General features: G+C 54.8%; 15 protein-coding genes. 10 read left to right on the top strand and 5 right to left on the bottom strand.

The annotated features are described in order from the left end of the window. The first annotated feature begins 46 nt into the window (after positions 1-46). The 6 genes from pstC to GOV91_RS02150 all read left to right on the top strand — a co-directional run bounded on the left by pstC (position 47) and on the right by GOV91_RS02150 (position 6030). Entirely contained in the window at positions 47-1519 is a 1473-nt protein-coding gene (gene pstC, locus GOV91_RS02125) for a phosphate ABC transporter permease subunit PstC (protein WP_171234274.1), read from the top strand. After that, positions 1516-2847, top strand: a complete 1332-nt coding sequence (gene pstA, locus GOV91_RS02130; protein WP_171234275.1) for a phosphate ABC transporter permease PstA — start codon at positions 1516-1518, stop codon at positions 2845-2847. Before pstC ends, pstA begins: the two co-directional genes overlap by 4 nt. Before the next feature lie 12 nt (positions 2848-2859). Continuing rightward, entirely contained in the window at positions 2860-3657 is a 798-nt protein-coding gene (pstB, locus tag GOV91_RS02135) for a phosphate ABC transporter ATP-binding protein PstB (protein ID WP_171090042.1), read from the top strand. 25 nt (positions 3658-3682) lie between these two features. After that, entirely contained in the window at positions 3683-4384 is a 702-nt protein-coding gene (gene phoU / locus GOV91_RS02140) for a phosphate signaling complex protein PhoU (protein ID WP_171234567.1), read from the top strand. Between the two features lie 12 nt (positions 4385-4396). Beyond that, positions 4397-5086, top strand: coding sequence for a phosphate regulon transcriptional regulator PhoB (phoB, locus tag GOV91_RS02145; protein ID WP_171090046.1), 690 nt, complete (start codon positions 4397-4399; stop codon positions 5084-5086). A 176-nt stretch (positions 5087-5262) separates the two neighbouring features. Next, positions 5263-6030 (top strand): SDR family oxidoreductase, encoded by a 768-nt coding sequence (locus GOV91_RS02150; RefSeq protein ID WP_171234276.1) that lies wholly within the window; start codon positions 5263-5265, stop codon positions 6028-6030. On the opposite strand, the gene GOV91_RS02155 is transcribed toward GOV91_RS02150, so the two are convergent. Together GOV91_RS02155 and GOV91_RS02160 are read right to left on the bottom strand one after the other, a co-directional pair. Further along, the gene (locus GOV91_RS02155) at positions 6027-6896 is read right to left on the bottom strand and encodes an acyl-CoA thioesterase II (RefSeq protein WP_171234277.1); all 870 of its coding nucleotides are present in this window, start codon (positions 6894-6896) and stop codon (positions 6027-6029) included. The two genes, GOV91_RS02150 and GOV91_RS02155, sit on opposite strands and share 4 nt — an antisense overlap. Before the next feature lie 52 nt (positions 6897-6948). Then, entirely contained in the window at positions 6949-8181 is a 1233-nt protein-coding gene (locus tag GOV91_RS02160; protein ID WP_171234278.1) for a serine hydrolase, read from the bottom strand. Positions 8182-8375: 194 nt separating this feature from the next. Here GOV91_RS02160 and GOV91_RS02165 point away from each other — a divergent pair, with 194 nt between their 5' ends. Further along, the gene (locus GOV91_RS02165) at positions 8376-8987 is read left to right on the top strand and encodes a 2-hydroxychromene-2-carboxylate isomerase (protein WP_171234279.1); all 612 of its coding nucleotides are present in this window, start codon (positions 8376-8378) and stop codon (positions 8985-8987) included. 18 nt (positions 8988-9005) lie between these two features. Here GOV91_RS02165 and GOV91_RS02170 read toward each other — a convergent pair whose 3' ends face one another. Both GOV91_RS02170 and GOV91_RS02175 read right to left on the bottom strand, forming a co-directional pair. Then, positions 9006-10040 (bottom strand): phosphotransferase family protein, encoded by a 1035-nt coding sequence (locus GOV91_RS02170; protein WP_171234280.1) that lies wholly within the window; start codon positions 10038-10040, stop codon positions 9006-9008. A gap of 14 nt (positions 10041-10054) precedes the next feature. Beyond that, positions 10055-10873, bottom strand: coding sequence for an SDR family oxidoreductase (locus tag GOV91_RS02175; protein ID WP_171234281.1), 819 nt, complete (start codon positions 10871-10873; stop codon positions 10055-10057). A gap of 149 nt (positions 10874-11022) precedes the next feature. Between GOV91_RS02175 and GOV91_RS02180 the strand changes: the two genes are divergently transcribed. From GOV91_RS02180 to GOV91_RS02190, 3 genes are all read left to right on the top strand, one after another. Beyond that, positions 11023-12018, top strand: a complete 996-nt coding sequence (locus GOV91_RS02180; RefSeq protein ID WP_171234282.1) for an NADPH:quinone oxidoreductase family protein — start codon at positions 11023-11025, stop codon at positions 12016-12018. A 129-nt stretch (positions 12019-12147) separates the two neighbouring features. After that, complete coding sequence (gene aroQ, locus GOV91_RS02185; protein ID WP_171234283.1) at positions 12148-12597, top strand: type II 3-dehydroquinate dehydratase; 450 nt, start codon at positions 12148-12150, stop codon at positions 12595-12597. Continuing rightward, positions 12594-13349, top strand: coding sequence for an autoinducer binding domain-containing protein (locus GOV91_RS02190; RefSeq protein ID WP_171173992.1), 756 nt, complete (start codon positions 12594-12596; stop codon positions 13347-13349). Before aroQ ends, GOV91_RS02190 begins: the two co-directional genes overlap by 4 nt. A 383-nt stretch (positions 13350-13732) precedes the next feature. Here GOV91_RS02190 and tsf read toward each other — a convergent pair whose 3' ends face one another. Continuing rightward, positions 13733-14608 (bottom strand): translation elongation factor Ts, encoded by an 876-nt coding sequence (gene tsf / locus GOV91_RS02195; RefSeq protein WP_171234284.1) that lies wholly within the window; start codon positions 14606-14608, stop codon positions 13733-13735. Positions 14609-14676: the final 68 nt, after the last annotated feature.

Here is a 14676-nt window from a genome sequence, read left to right on the forward strand (position 1 = left end):
CAACTGTGTTTTCCGAAATTCCCAGCCAAGACCTTACGGGGGTGTCATGCCGATACTATGGCTCTTTCTGATCGTGCTTGCGATCGCCGCAGTCGGTTATGTGTCAGGACGCGCACGCGCCTTGCAAAGCGCCGGTGGAGACAGCAGGAACCTGCACTCGCTGCCAATCTATTATGGCGCAAATGTCGCCCTCAAGGCCGTTGTCCCCGCCTTTGGTCTGCTGATCATTTGGCTGCTGGCGCAGCCGCTTTACGTGTCGTCTCAGGTTTCCGAAATGATACCAGAGACTTCCGTCAAAGAAGGCTCGTCACTAAGCCTGGTTATGGCTGAAGTACGCCGCACGGCGGACGGGCTGAACAACGCCGTGGCCGCCGGCGTGCTCTCGGAAGATCAGGCCCGCAACGCGCGCGCGGACGTAACCGACGTGACGCAGCGCCTGAAAGATGCCGGGCAGGTGGTGACGTCCGAGATCACTCAGCCAGTTCTGCGAGCTGCACAAAGCTACCGCGCCATGAACTCCACCGGTTACGCGATCATGACGGGTGCGGTCATTCTGGTGGCTCTGATTGGAGCCGCAATCAGCTGGTTTCAGACACATTCCGACTACCGTGCCCGCAACGTGGTCGAGCAGGGGATCCGCTTTCTGCTTCTGGCTGCGGCATCTATCGCGATTCTGACGACCATCGGAATCGTTCTGTCGCTGGTCTTCAACACGTGGGAGTTCTTCAAGCTCTATCCCGCGTCTGACTTCTTCTTTGGGACAACCTGGGCGCCCAGCTTTTCGGGCCGCGGCGGCGCATCGGATCTGGGGATCATCCCTCTGCTGTGGGGCACGTTCTACATCTCACTGGTGGCTCTGCTGGTGGCTGTTCCTATCGGACTGTTTGCCGCGATTTACCTCAGCGAATACGCCTCATCCCGCGTGCGCTCTGTCGCAAAGCCGCTGCTTGAGGTTCTGGCCGGGATCCCGACCATCGTTTACGGTCTGTTTGCCCTGTTGACTGTCGGCCCGCTTTTGCTGGACGTGTTCGGCGATAACGGTTTGGGCTGGATGAAGGCAGGTACAGCCGTAATGACCGCCGGTATTGTCATGGGCATCATGCTGATCCCATTTGTTTCGTCTCTGTCTGACGACATCATCAACGCGGTACCTCAGGCGATGCGCGACGGATCTTACGGATTGGGTGCGACCCAATCCGAGACCATTCGCCAAGTTGTTCTGCCAGCCGCATTGCCCGGTATCGTGGGTGCGATCCTGCTGGCGGCATCGCGCGCCATCGGCGAAACCATGATCGTGGTTTTGGGGGCAGGGGCCGCCGCCCGTCTCAGCCTCAATCCTTTTGAAGCGATGACAACCGTCACCGCCAAAATCGTCAGCCAGTTGACCGGCGACGCGGACTTCGCCTCGCCCGAGGCGCTTGTCGCCTTTGCTCTTGGCATGACCCTTTTCATCCTCACGCTGGGGCTCAACGTTTTTGCCCTCTACATCGTGCGTAAGTATCGGGAGCAGTACGAATGACCGACGCAAGCATGGACACCCCGAACGCAGGCCGTCACGCGACTTCGTTGATGGCCACGGACGCGCGTACAAAGAAGCGTGCGAATGCAGAGAAGCGTTTCCGGGCCTATGGTATCGTTGCAATCGCGACCGGGCTTTTCTTTCTGATCGTGCTGTTCGCTTCGATCCTGTCTCAGGGCATCCCAGCCTTTCAGCGTACCGTCGTGAGCGTCGAGTTCACTCTGTCGCCGGCACAACGCGACGAAGCAGAAGGTACTCTGTTCAAGACCAAAGCCTATTCCGACCTCTTTATCGGTGCGCTGAACGATCGGTTGACCGAAAGCGGTGTCACCGTCGATTTCGATCAGGACGCAATCGAACGTCTTTTGGGTAAAGTGGGTGGCACGATCCGCACTTTTTACGCGGATAATCTCGACAAACTGGGGGAACCGGTTCAGTTCGATCTGGCCGCCTCAAGCCGGGTTGACGGGTACTTCAAGGGTCGCGTTTCGCGTGACACCCTGCAAGACAGCCGCTTCCTGCAGCTCAGCGATCTGGATCTGGTCGATGCGCTGAAAGAGGCGGGGATCATCAAACAGGCATTTAACTGGCCTTTTATTACTGGTGCAGACTCGGGCGTGGACAACCCCGGAGGAGCGGGCATCGGCGCCTCGGTTGTCGGCTCGTTCTTCATGATGCTGGTGGTTTTGGCACTGTCATTGCCCATCGGTGTCGCGGCTTCGATTTACCTTGAAGAATTCGCACCGCAGAACCGGTTTACGGACTTGATCGAGGTGAACATCTCGAACCTCGCCGCTGTTCCGTCGATTGTGTTCGGCATTCTGGGTCTGGCCGTGTTCATCCAGTTCATGCATCTGCCGCAATCGGCCCCTTTGGTCGGTGGTCTGGTGCTGACCCTGATGACGTTGCCGACAATCATCATCTCGACACGAGCCTCGCTGAAGGCAGTTCCCCCATCGATCCGTGACGCGGCATTGGGGGTAGGGGCCTCGAAAATGCAAGCTGTGTTCCACCACGTCTTGCCTCTGGCCGCACCGGGTATTCTGACCGGCACCATCATTGGTCTGGCGCAAGCCCTGGGCGAGACCGCACCATTGCTTCTGATCGGCATGGTGGGCTTTGTGGCGCGCGGATATCCCGATAGCTTCGTCGCTGGCTTTACCGAGCCGAACTCGGCCATGCCCGCGCAGATCTATACCTGGGCCGCGCGTGCCGATGTTGGGTTCTACGAGAAAGCATGGGGCGGCATTATCATCCTTTTGATGTTCCTGCTGACCATGAATATCATCGCAATCATCCTGCGCCGCCGCTTTGAACGCCGCTGGTAAGAGGGGGCACCAATGAACGATATGACACGAGTGGAGAGAGCCGTGGACTCCAAAGACATCAAGATCAACGCCAAAAAGGTTCAGGTTTATTACGGCGACACCCATGCCATCAAAGACGTGGATGTCGCGATTGAAGACAAGACTGTGACCGCCTTTATCGGCCCGTCGGGCTGTGGCAAATCCACGTTTCTGCGGTGTCTGAACCGGATGAATGACACCATCGACATCTGCCGGGTCGAAGGTGATATCCTGCTGGACGGCGAAGACATCTATGACAAGCGCGTCGACCCGGTTCAGTTGCGCGCCAAGGTGGGCATGGTGTTTCAAAAGCCGAACCCGTTCCCCAAGTCGATATATGACAACGTGGCTTATGGTCCGCGCATTCACGGCCTTGCAAAAAACAAGGCGGAGCTGGATGAAATCGTTGAAAAATCCCTGCGTCGCGGCGCGATCTGGGATGAGGTAAAAGACCGCTTGGACGCGCCCGGCACAGGTCTGTCGGGTGGTCAGCAACAGCGTCTGTGCATCGCCCGCGCCGTTGCGACTGAACCCGAAGTTCTGTTGATGGACGAGCCATGCTCGGCGTTGGATCCAATTGCGACCGCACAAGTCGAAGAGCTGATCGACGAACTGCGCTCGCGCTATTCGGTGGTGATCGTGACCCACTCAATGCAGCAGGCCGCACGGGTCAGCCAGAAAACCGCCTTTTTCCATCTGGGCAATCTGGTCGAGTTCGGAGAAACCGGCCAGATCTTCACCAACCCCGTAGATCCGCGCACGGAAAGCTACATCACCGGCCGTATCGGCTGAGCACAGGTATTCAGAAATGTCCGATTTGACCGAACAACACATAGCGTCTGCGTTCGACCGCGATCTGGAAGCGATCCAAGCGCATATCATGAAGATGGGTGGCTTGGTTGAAGCCGCCATCATGAGCGCTGCGCGCTCTCTCGAGACCCGTGATGTGGAACTGGCGCAAGAAGTGCGGCAGGGTGACAAGGCCATTGATGCACTGGAAGATATCATCGACGAGGAAACCGCGCGCCTGATCGCACTGCGTGCGCCCACAGCCAGCGACTTGCGGTTGGTGCTGTCTGTTCTGAAAGTCTCGGGCAATCTTGAGCGGATCGGCGACTATGCCAAGAATATCGCAAAGCGTACCACGGTTCTGGTTGATGCAGGCGAGATCAATGGCAGCGCTGCAGCCCTTCGCCGCATGGCGCGCGAAGTTGAACGCATGCTGCGCGATGCGCTGGATGCCTATATTCAGCGCGATGCCGAACTTGCCACCGACGTTATCAACCGCGATGAAGAAGTTGATCAGATGTATAACGGTCTGTTCCGCGAATTCTTGACCTTCATGGCCGAGGATCCGCGCAATATCTCCTCCTGTATGCACCTGCATTTCATCGCCAAGAACATCGAACGCATGGGCGATCACGTCACCTCGATTGCCGAGCAGGTGGTCTATCTGGTCACCGGAGAACGCCCAACCGAGGCACGGCCCAAGGCCGACACCACGTCGCAAACCGTGTAGGAGACGACTGAGATGTCCGCAGATCAACCGACAGTTCTGGTGGTTGAGGATGAACTGGCGCAACGCGAAGTGCTGGCCTACAACCTCGAAGCAGAAGGGTTTCGCGTCTCGAAAGCCGCCAGCGGCGATGAGGCCATGCTGCTGGTAGACGAAGATTGTCCGGATATCATCGTTCTGGATTGGATGATGCCGAACCTCAGCGGAATCGAAGTTTGTCGTCGCCTGAAAAGTCGTCCCGAGACACGTTCGATCCCGATTATCATGCTGTCGGCGCGCACTGAAGAAGTCGACAAAGTGCGTGGTCTGGAAACCGGTGCGGACGACTACGTGGTCAAACCGTACTCTGTTGTCGAATTGATGGCGCGCGTTCGCACACAGCTTCGCCGGGTTCGTCCGGCAACGGTTGGGATACGTCTGGAGTTTGACGACATCGTTCTGGATTCTGAGACACACAAAGTCAGCCGAGACAGCAAACCTTTGAAACTCGGTCCAACAGAGTTCCGTCTGCTTAGCACCTTCATGGAAAAGCCGGGCAGGGTCTGGAGCCGCGAACAATTGCTGGACCGCGTTTGGGGCCGAGACATCTATGTGGATACCCGAACTGTTGATGTCCACATTGGACGGCTGCGCAAAGCGTTGACGCAACATGGCGGTGAAGATCCAGTGCGGACCGTACGCGGCGCAGGGTACGCACTCGGATGAGCTGAAAGTCCTTTAAACCAAGAGCTTGCGAGCACTTGTTGACGGGATGACAGCATCTAAATACCTTTCATTAATAATGCGTGTAATCTGTATTATGGTAAATAGTCACTAAGGTTGCTTAACCGTACGCATGTATTCAATGTCTCTGTATTCCAACCGAGCGTACAGGAACGAAAATGGACCTTAGAAACAAAACAGTTGTCGTAACCGGTGCTGCGCATGGCATCGGTCGTGGACTGGCCAAACGTTTTGCCGATGAAGGTGCGCTTGTCGTGTGTTCCGATGTCGACGATGCCGGCGCGCAATCTGTGGCGGATCAGATCGGTGGCCATGCATTTCCCTGCGATGTGTCCAACGAGGATCAAATCAAAGCACTGATAGAGTTCTCAGAAGACACTGTGAGTCCGATTGATTTGTTTTGCGCAAATGCCGGAATTCTGACGCTTGGCGGATTCGACGTTCCAGATGAAAAATGGGAGCGGATTTGGAAAATCAATGTGATGTCACATGTTTGGACAGCGCGGCATCTGGTTCCACGTATGATCGCACGCGGTGGCGGATACGTTCTGACAACCGCCTCAGCTGCCGGCTTGCTGAACCAACCAGGAGCCGCTCCGTATGCTGTAAGCAAACACGCTGCCATCGGTTTCGCAGAATGGCTTGCACTGACTTACAGATCACAAGGTTTACGGGTCTCGGTATTGTGCCCACAAGGTGTCCGGTCAAAAATGACCGAAGGACATGACGTGTCGGTTGCATCCATTGACGGTATGCTCGATCCCAGTGACGTCGCCGAAGCTTGCGTCAGAGCTATTGAGCAAGAACAATTCTTGGTCCTGCCGCATCCGCAAGTTCTGGATTACATGCAGCACAAATCAGCCGATTATGACAGGTGGTTATCGGGAATGGGTAAACTAAATCAAAAATTTACCAGCGACCTTTAGCCTTTTTTCTGAACCCTGCGCATTAACCCTTCCTGAGCTACAGAGGCGATCAACGTTCCGTCCTCGGAATAGATAGAGCCGCGGTTAAAACTTCGTCCCTGCCCCGTCCAGGGCGAATCCATTACATAGAGATGCCAATTCTGAAACTGAACAGGCGCATGAAACCAAAGCGCGTGATCCAGACTTGCGCCGTTGAACTCTCCGGTAAACCAGCTTAATCCATGTGGGCGCAAGCCTGAGGACATGAGGTTCATGTCAGAGGCATAGGCCAGCAATAGGTGCTGCGTAATTGCGTCCGCCGAAGCCGCAGCAGCCATGCGAAACCAGGTTTGGTTCCGATCATCCGACACTTTCGGCGTGAACGGATCCAAATGGTCCACATCGCGCACTTCGATTGGACGTTCTCGCAACAACTCTCCGCGCAGGCGCTTGGGCACTCGGTCAACATAAGACTGCCGCAACTCGAACCGGGACGGATAGCTTTCCGGCGCGTTCACAGTTGGCATCGGGTGCTGATGATCCCAGCCTTCGTCCTGCACGTGAAACGAAGCTGACATGTTCAGGATCTGTTTTCCATGCTGAATGGCAACCACGCGGCGGGTTGTAAAAGAACCTCCGTCTCGCGCTCTATCAACTTGATAAATAACGGGCTTTTCAGGATCTCCCGGACGAATGAAATATGCATGGAGGGAATGACACAGACGGTCTTCCACAGTTCGATATGCAGCGGCCAGAGCCTGTGCAATGACCTGTCCGCCGAAAATGCGTGTTGGTGTTTCACCCCCGGACCCCGTACCACGGAACAAATCGACTTCGAGTCGTTCAATGTCCAGAAGATCCAGTAAGATGCGTTCTGCTTCGGTCATTTTGTGCTCGCATGATCATTTACTCGACCACGGGGTATCAGGCAGACAGAAATCATTCAATCATGGCCGCATGAACCAGCGCTTTAAGCTCGGCCCGCGATGGGTACGAACTGGATGGCGACAATTGCGTAAAGAAAACGGCTGTCAGGTCATTCTGCCAATCAATCCAGAAGTAGGTCGAGGCCATACCGCCCCAACTGAAATCCCCAATCGAACCGGGTACCCGGACACGTCCGGGGTTCAAAACCACCGACCCCGCCAGGCCAAAGCCCATCCCCTCCATCGGCTGTTCCGCAAAACTTTTTGGACCCATCGATGCGATATCACCCGGTAAGTGATTGCGCATCATGAACTCTACGGTCTTGGATCCAAGCAAACGGTGGCCGTTCCCAGTGCCGCGATTGCGCAGCATATCTGCAAACTTGGCGTAATCATCCAGTGTCGAAACCAGACCGCCGCCGCCTGAAAAAGTCGTTGTGCTATTGAACGTCGATCCGTCATAGCTGTCGACCAATCGCAAGCTGTCGCCGCCCTGATCAGCTGAATTAAGCGCCATCGCGTCCCCTGCCAACGGTGTATAGAGCGACGCAAATCGGTCCCCTGCCCCAGGTGGCACCGAAAACCCGGTCTCACGCATGTCCAGCGGTTCAAATACGTGCTGTTGAAAGAATTGATCCAGCGTCTGACCTGATACCACCTCGATCACACGACCCAAAACATCTGTGCCGACCGAATACTCCCAACGCGCACCGGGCTGAAAGGCCAAAGGAAACCGTGCCAGATCCCGGACGCGATCTTCCAAAAGCCCTTGATCAGGCTTGAACATAAGATCCTGTTCATCCATGGCTTGGGGCAGAATTCCGGGGTTGAAGGGATAGCTAAAACCACTGGTATGAGTCATCATCTGATGCAAGCTTGGCGATGGAGCGTCTTCCGTCTGCTCCAAAGTTTCAGCTCCTGCAACAAGCGCGCGCATTTCTTTGAATTCAGGAAGGAAATCAGACAGCGGAGCGTCCAGATGAAATAACCCGCGCTCAGCCAGAATCATCAGGGCAACCGATGTGATCGGCTTGGTCATGGAATAGATGCGCACCAGCGTATCGCGTTGAAATGGCAGGTTGCTTTCCCGATTGCGCAGACCGCTTGCGTGATAAAAGGCCTCGGACCCGCTTTGCCGCAACAGAAAAGACGACCCTGCGTATTTTCGTTGCTCAACATAGCGGTCCATCCAGGTCCGAATATGATCCAATCGCGACGGATCAAAACTTACGTTTTGGTGGGGCATTCGACCTCTTCCATCTGGTTTCCGTGCTGAGTGTGTCGGTTTAAGGGGCGAGTTAACAGAGATTTTTTTACTAATAGGTAGCTTCCCCGAAGACTTCGGAAGCCCGCGTTGCGATGAAGTGTTAAACTGAGGCTGGCCCGGATTCGAACGGGCTGACTGAGTCAGGTATCACCAGACCACTGGAAAGGAACACCATGACGCAAAACATAGATTTTGTTTATGATTTTTGCAGCCCAAATGCCTTTTTGGCGCATAAAACGCTGCCAGAGCTTTCGGCACGGTATGATGTTAAGTTCACTTATGTCCCTGTCCTACTACCTATCGTGTTCAAAGCGACCCATAACCAAAGCCCGTTTCAAGCCTTTTCCGAGAATCGCCAGAAAACAGCGTATCTCACGCATGACCTGCACCGCTTTGCGCGTCGGCGTGGATTGAGTTTTCACATGAGTCCGCATTTTCCGATGAACACAAAATTCGCGATGCGCGGCGCGCATTTTGCAAGGGGAAAATCTTGGGAAAGTAAATACATAAGCGCGGTTTTTGATGCGATTTGGGTGCACGGGCAAAAGGTCGATGAGCTCGCCGTGCTGATCGACATCTTGCAAGAGAACGAACTGCCCGTTCGCAAGATCCGCGAGGCAATGAGCGATCCTGACGTCAAACAGGACTTGAAAGATCAAACCAAAGCCAACGTGCGACGCGGAGTATTTGGTGTTCCAAGCCTGTTCGTCGGGCCCGAGATGTTCTTTGGCAAGAACAGTCTGCCCAATGTCGAAGTTGAGCTTCTAATGTCAAACGGCGTGTAAAACCTGTAACTTACAGGTTTATGTGAAAGTGCCGTAAAGCGCTTTCAGACCGTGCTGCGCGAACAGGGGAACATAAGCGCCGTATGCCTTGGCTCGCTCTGGGTCAGAGGCATTTCCATCCAGCGCGCGTTTATAGACACCTTGCAGAATGCCAGCCATGCGAAAGAAATTGAAAGCCAGGTAAAAACCGAAATTTTCAATTCCATCCAAACCGCGCCGCTTGCAGTATTGGGCGACAAAGGCCTGATCACTGGGCAAGCCCAGATTGTCCCGATCAATTCCGGCCAACCCGCGCCCTTGTTTTCCCGGAGGCAACTGCCACTGCATGATCACGGCTGCCAGATCTGCATAGGGATGCCCGATCGTTGATAGTTCCCAATCCAATACGCCGATACAGTCAGCGCTTTCAGCTGCGAACATCAGATTGTCTATACGATAGTCACCATGCACCAGCGTTCGCTGTCCGTCATCTTGCGGTACAGAGTTTTCAAGCTCGGAGGCCAAGGCATCCATGTCTTCGATCACCGAAGTCTCTGACGCACGATACTGTTTGGTCCAGCGCGAGATCTGACGCTCATAGTAATTGCCCGTCGGCCCATAATCGGACAACCCCACGGCATCAATGTCCACCATGTGCAACTGGGCAAGAACCCTGTTCATCTCATTCATCACGGCCGTGCGCGTTTCGTTGGTTTCGCCCTGCAGCGTTGGTTCGGGAAAAATTCTGCCGTGCAGACGCTCCATCACGTAGAAGGCCGAGCCTATGATGCTGTCGTCCTCGCACAGAAGAAACATCTCGGGCACAGGCACATGGCTGCCTGCCAGCGCGCTTTGAACTCTGAACTCGCGGTCTACGGCATGTGCCGATTTCAGAAGCACGCCAGGTGGCTTTCGCCTTAGCACATAGGTTTTGCCCGGCGTTCTAAGCTCAAATGTTGGATTGGACTGCCCAACTGAAAACTTTGTCGCCTCTAACGGACCTTCGTAACCAGAGAGATTTGCGCTGAGATACCTGTCTACCGCCGCAAGATCCAGATGGGTGTCATTGCTCATGGCTTGCCTTCCAGTCACAGGGCTTCTGCAAAGATATTTCCGGCTGTTACCACATTGATTCCACCCGAAACCGGGATCACCGCACCGGTTACGTAGCTGCCGCCACGCCCGCACAGAAACAGCATACATCCTGCAATGTCTTCGTCGCGCCCGACCCGGCCCAATGGAACCGATTTGCCAACCTTTTTGCGTGTACCCTCGTCCGCCGTGGCAAACGCCGTCATACGAGAGACAAACGGTCCCGGCGCCAGCGCGTTAACCGTGATGTGGTATGGCGAAAGCTCTTTTGCCATGATCTTGGTCAGATGCAGAACCGCAGCCTTTGAAGCCGAATAGCTGTACGCTCCGTCCCCCATGGGTACTTCACCCATCACAGACCCCACATTGACTATTCGGGCAGGATCATCGGCCGTTCCCGACTTCATCAGTATAGGCAAAAGCCGTTGGGTCAGCTCGAAAATCCCCGTCACATTGACGGACATCACCTTGTCCCACGCGTCATAAGGAAACTGGCCCAGCGGAGCACCCCACGACACACCGGAGTTATTCATAAGAATATCAAGTCGTTCGGTTCGGTCTTGAATGTCAGAAACAAGGCTGGCAATCCCTTCCTCGCTTCCGATATCTCCGCCAAACCCCTCAGCACTGCCTGGCGCATCCAATGCGTTCAGTTCAGCAGCCACTTCGGCGCAGGAATCCCCTTTGCGCGACGCGATCAGAACGCGCGCCCCCGCCCTGACCAGCGCCTCGGCCGCCATGCGCCCGATCCCTGTCGCGCCACCTGTGACCAGTGCAGTCTTGCCCTCAAGAGAAAACAGGGTGTCTGGCGTCATGATCGTGCTCCTCGTTCTTGTTCGCGCCTGTTAGAGCCTGCGCTGACCCGCTTAATGCCGTTACGGCAGTCAGCGGTCGTTCACGTTGACAAACCCATGTTCGGCACCAAAACTTCCCAATCACAAGTTACAGGCAGAACAGAGGTCTTATGCAAGCGTTACTCAGCGTCGCACCGGGCGGACCCGAAACACTTAAGCTTACCACCCTGCCCGATCCGCAGCCCGGTAAAGGGCAGCTGTTGGTAGACGTAAAAGCGGCCGGCGTGAACTTCCCGGATACACTGATCATACGGGATTTGTATCAGATTAAGCCGCCCCGCCCATTTGCACCCGGCGGCGAAATCGCAGGTAAAGTGCTAGCCCTTGGTGAAAACGTCACGGGGTTCAAGATTGGCGACCGCATTTTGGCGCTTACAGGGCATGATGGGTTCGCGACCCACGCAACGATCCGTGCCGACAGCGCCATCAAGATACCTGATGCGATACCGTATGATGAGGCCGCTTGTTTCATTTTCACCTATGGTACGTCCTATCACGCACTGAAGGATCGGGCGAACCTGAAGACTAACGAAACTCTATTGGTTCTGGGGGCATCTGGTGGCGTCGGATCCGCGGCTATCGAACTTGGAAAAGCCATGGGCGCCAGAGTGATAGCCGGCGTCTCCTCTGTCGAAAAGGCCGAGTTTTGTCGCCAGATTGGCACGGATGAGGTTGTCATCTACCCACGCGACTTGAACAAAGACGCGCAGAAAGCCTTTTCAGCCGAGGTCAAGAAGATCGCCGGTCCCAACGGCGTGGATGTGGTGTATGATGCTGTGGGCGGTGCATTGGCTGAACCGTCCTTACGCTGCATGGCCTGGAATGGACGCTATCTTGTGGTCGGTTTTCCCGCAGGTATTCCGCAGATCCCTTTAAACCTTCCGCTTTTGAAGGGCTGTCAAATCGTCGGCGTTTTCTGGGGCGCTTCTGTCTTCCGTGACCCCAAAGGCCATGCCCAGAACGTCGCGGATCTGTTCGCCTTTTATGCTTCAGGACAAATAAAACCTCGTATCAGCGCGCGGTTCCCACTCGAACGCGCGCATGAAGCGCTCGAGCAGATGTCGCAGCGCGCGGTTCTCGGAAAACTGGTTGTCACAATGGGTTGAGCTGAACGCGAAACAACCACCTTGCGCGAGGGTTTGCACCAAAGTCGCAAATTGGAATTTGTAATGTAATGTCAGGTGGACAATCCGGCCTTTTGCTGTCTATGAACCTTTAATGGGGATTTTATAGATATGCATAAAGTTCTGGTATTAAACGGACCTAACCTCAATCTACTTGGCACACGTCAGCCTGAGGTCTACGGCAGTACGACTTTACATATGATCGAGGAACGCTGCCGTCAGCATGGCGCGTCGATTGGGCTGGAAGTGACGCACTTACAGTCTAACCACGAGGGCGTTTTACTTGACGCAATCCATGCCGCGCGCGGTGTGCAGTCTGGACTGATCCTGAATGCGGGCGCTTATACGCACACGTCGATTGCCCTGATGGATGCCATTGCCTCGGTTGAGCTGCCTTTGGTCGAAGTGCACCTGTCCAACATTCATGCCCGCGAAACCTTCAGGCACAAGTCCTATATCGCTTCGGTGGCACTGGGTCAGATTTGTGGTTTCGGCGCCGAGAGCTATATCCTGGCGTTGGACGCGCTGGCCGCGCATTTGAAAGCAGGTGACGCCGTATGACCTTGAAGGAATACCTGCGTTTTGTCAGCTATACCAAAACCATGGAAGACCTGTGGGATGCGCATTGTCGCCAGATGTCCCAGTATGGGTTCGAACGTCTTATCTATGGATATACGCTTTACAGAACTGCGACGTCTTTGGGCGATCCCGAAGACTTTGTAATTCTGACCAATCACAAGCGCGCCTATGTCGACGGATTTCTAAAGGATGGCCTGTACTTTCACGCCCCGATGTTGAAATGGGCATTGGACAACGAAGGCGCTGCAAGCTGGAAGATGCTCCAGGACATGAACTCCAGCGGCACTTTGACGAACGAAGAACGCAAAGTGTACGAGTTCAACAAGTCCATGGGCGTTGTGGCTGGCTATACAGTCAGTTTCAACTCGGTCTCAATGCGATCGAAAGGCGCGATTTCCCTTTCGGCCAAAACCGGCTTGAGCCAGGAAGAAATTGACTCGGTCTGGGAAGAGCATGGCGAAGACATTCTGTTGATGAACAACGTCGCACACCTGAAAATTCTTACATTACCGTTCAACCCGCCAAACCGCGCGCTGACAAAACGGCAGCGGGAAGCCTTGCAGTGGGTGGGTGATGGCAAGACAACGCAAGACATCGCTTTGCTGATGGGGCTGACATCGGCCACGGTCGAAAAGCACCTGCGACTCGCGCGCGAAGCGTTGTCGGTCGAAACAACGGCGCAAGCCGTTCTCAAGGCATCGCTACACAATCAGATGTTCATAATGGAAGCCTGACCGCTAGCTTTTGACGCCATCCCGCGTCAGTTTACCCTAGGTAAGGAAATCACTACTTTTCAAATCTATCCTAAAAGTTGCAAAGTGAGAGTGTTCCGTGAGTGGTGGCTTTAGCCAGGGAACATTCGATTGGATCTTTGCAATAACAGAGCTCTCCAATCACTCTGACAAAGGGGCGTTTATTCTTCCGCGTACCAGTGTCGGAATTTTGGGGGACCCCGACCATCCCCATCAAGCGGGGTCCTCCATTTCATTCTCAGACAACAGAAAAGCAAACGTTCATCGCGACTGATTTTGCGCGAACAAAAAAGGGCTACGCAAAGCGTAACCCTTTCGTTTTGCAGAGATAAGGCCCCCAAGCAGAGCCTTTCTCAATAACGTGCTTAGCCCTGAGCGGCCTTGGCAACTTCAGCTGCGAAGTCTTCTTTTTCGACCAAGATGCCTTCGCCAACTTCCAGACGGATAAAGCCGGTGATGGTTGCGCCTGCTTCCTTAGCTGCCGCCTCAACAGTCAGGTCAGGGTTCACAACGAACGACTGATTCAGCAGAGTCGATTCGGCGACGAATTTCTTCATACGGCCTTCGATCATCTTCTCGATCACCTGCTCCGGCTTGCCGGATTCGCGGGCGATGTCCATCTGAACCTGTTTTTCTTTCTCAACAACAGCCGGATCCATGTCGGCCTCAGAAAGAGCAGCGGGGTTAACAGCCGCGATGTGCATCGCAACCTGCTTGCCGATCGCTTCGTCGCCACCTGACAGAGCAACCAGAACGCCGATTTTGCCCATGCCGTTGGTGGCCGCGTTGTGGACATAGGACACAACGGTGTCGCCCGACAGTTTGGCCATACGACGCACCGACATGTTTTCGCCAATGGTGGCGATCTTGTCGGTCAGGGTGTCGGCAACGTTCTTGCCACCCAGATCAGCGGCCAGCAGTGCCTCGACATTGTCGACGCCTTCCGCGGCGTATGCGATCTTGCCAACCATTTCCTGGAATTCAGCGTTCTTCGCAACAAAGTCGGTTTCCGAGTTCACTTCTACAGCAACACCGTTGCCACCGTTCACGTGAACTGCAACCAGACCTTCGGCTGCGGTACGGCCCGATTTCTTGGCCGCTTTGGCCAGGCCTTTGGTGCGCAGCCAGTCAACGGCTTCGTCCATGTTGCCGCCGGTTTCGGTCAGCGCTTTTTTCGCGTCCATCATGCCTGCGCCGGTCGAGTCGCGCAGTTCTTTAACCATTGCTGCTGTGATTGCCATCTTTGGCTCTCCTCAATTCAAACGGAATTGGGGCAGGTCATACCCTGCCCCATATGTCATTTACGTGA

The sequence above is a fragment of the Ruegeria sp. HKCCA6837 genome, from assembly GCF_013034475.1.
Classification (GTDB): Bacteria; Pseudomonadota; Alphaproteobacteria; order Rhodobacterales; family Rhodobacteraceae; genus Ruegeria.

What these genes read in the sequence shown, in the direction of transcription:
- pstC (WP_171234274.1), top strand. Translation starts at nt 47, where the DNA reads ATGCCGATACTATGGCTCTTTCTGATCGTGCTTGCGATCGCCGCAGTC.
- pstA (WP_171234275.1), top strand. Translation starts at nt 1,516, where the DNA reads ATGACCGACGCAAGCATGGACACCCCGAACGCAGGCCGTCACGCGACT.
- pstB (WP_171090042.1), top strand. Translation starts at nt 2,860, where the DNA reads ATGAACGATATGACACGAGTGGAGAGAGCCGTGGACTCCAAAGACATC.
- phoB (WP_171090046.1), top strand. Translation starts at nt 4,397, where the DNA reads ATGTCCGCAGATCAACCGACAGTTCTGGTGGTTGAGGATGAACTGGCG.
- GOV91_RS02150 (WP_171234276.1), top strand. Translation starts at nt 5,263, where the DNA reads ATGGACCTTAGAAACAAAACAGTTGTCGTAACCGGTGCTGCGCATGGC.
- GOV91_RS02155 (WP_171234277.1), bottom strand. Translation starts at nt 6,896, where the DNA reads ATGACCGAAGCAGAACGCATCTTACTGGATCTTCTGGACATTGAACGA.
- GOV91_RS02160 (WP_171234278.1), bottom strand. Translation starts at nt 8,181, where the DNA reads ATGCCCCACCAAAACGTAAGTTTTGATCCGTCGCGATTGGATCATATT.
- GOV91_RS02165 (WP_171234279.1), top strand. Translation starts at nt 8,376, where the DNA reads ATGACGCAAAACATAGATTTTGTTTATGATTTTTGCAGCCCAAATGCC.
- GOV91_RS02170 (WP_171234280.1), bottom strand. Translation starts at nt 10,040, where the DNA reads ATGAGCAATGACACCCATCTGGATCTTGCGGCGGTAGACAGGTATCTC.
- GOV91_RS02175 (WP_171234281.1), bottom strand. Translation starts at nt 10,873, where the DNA reads ATGACGCCAGACACCCTGTTTTCTCTTGAGGGCAAGACTGCACTGGTC.
- GOV91_RS02180 (WP_171234282.1), top strand. Translation starts at nt 11,023, where the DNA reads ATGCAAGCGTTACTCAGCGTCGCACCGGGCGGACCCGAAACACTTAAG.
- aroQ (WP_171234283.1), top strand. Translation starts at nt 12,148, where the DNA reads ATGCATAAAGTTCTGGTATTAAACGGACCTAACCTCAATCTACTTGGC.
- GOV91_RS02190 (WP_171173992.1), top strand. Translation starts at nt 12,594, where the DNA reads ATGACCTTGAAGGAATACCTGCGTTTTGTCAGCTATACCAAAACCATG.
- tsf (WP_171234284.1), bottom strand. Translation starts at nt 14,608, where the DNA reads ATGGCAATCACAGCAGCAATGGTTAAAGAACTGCGCGACTCGACCGGC.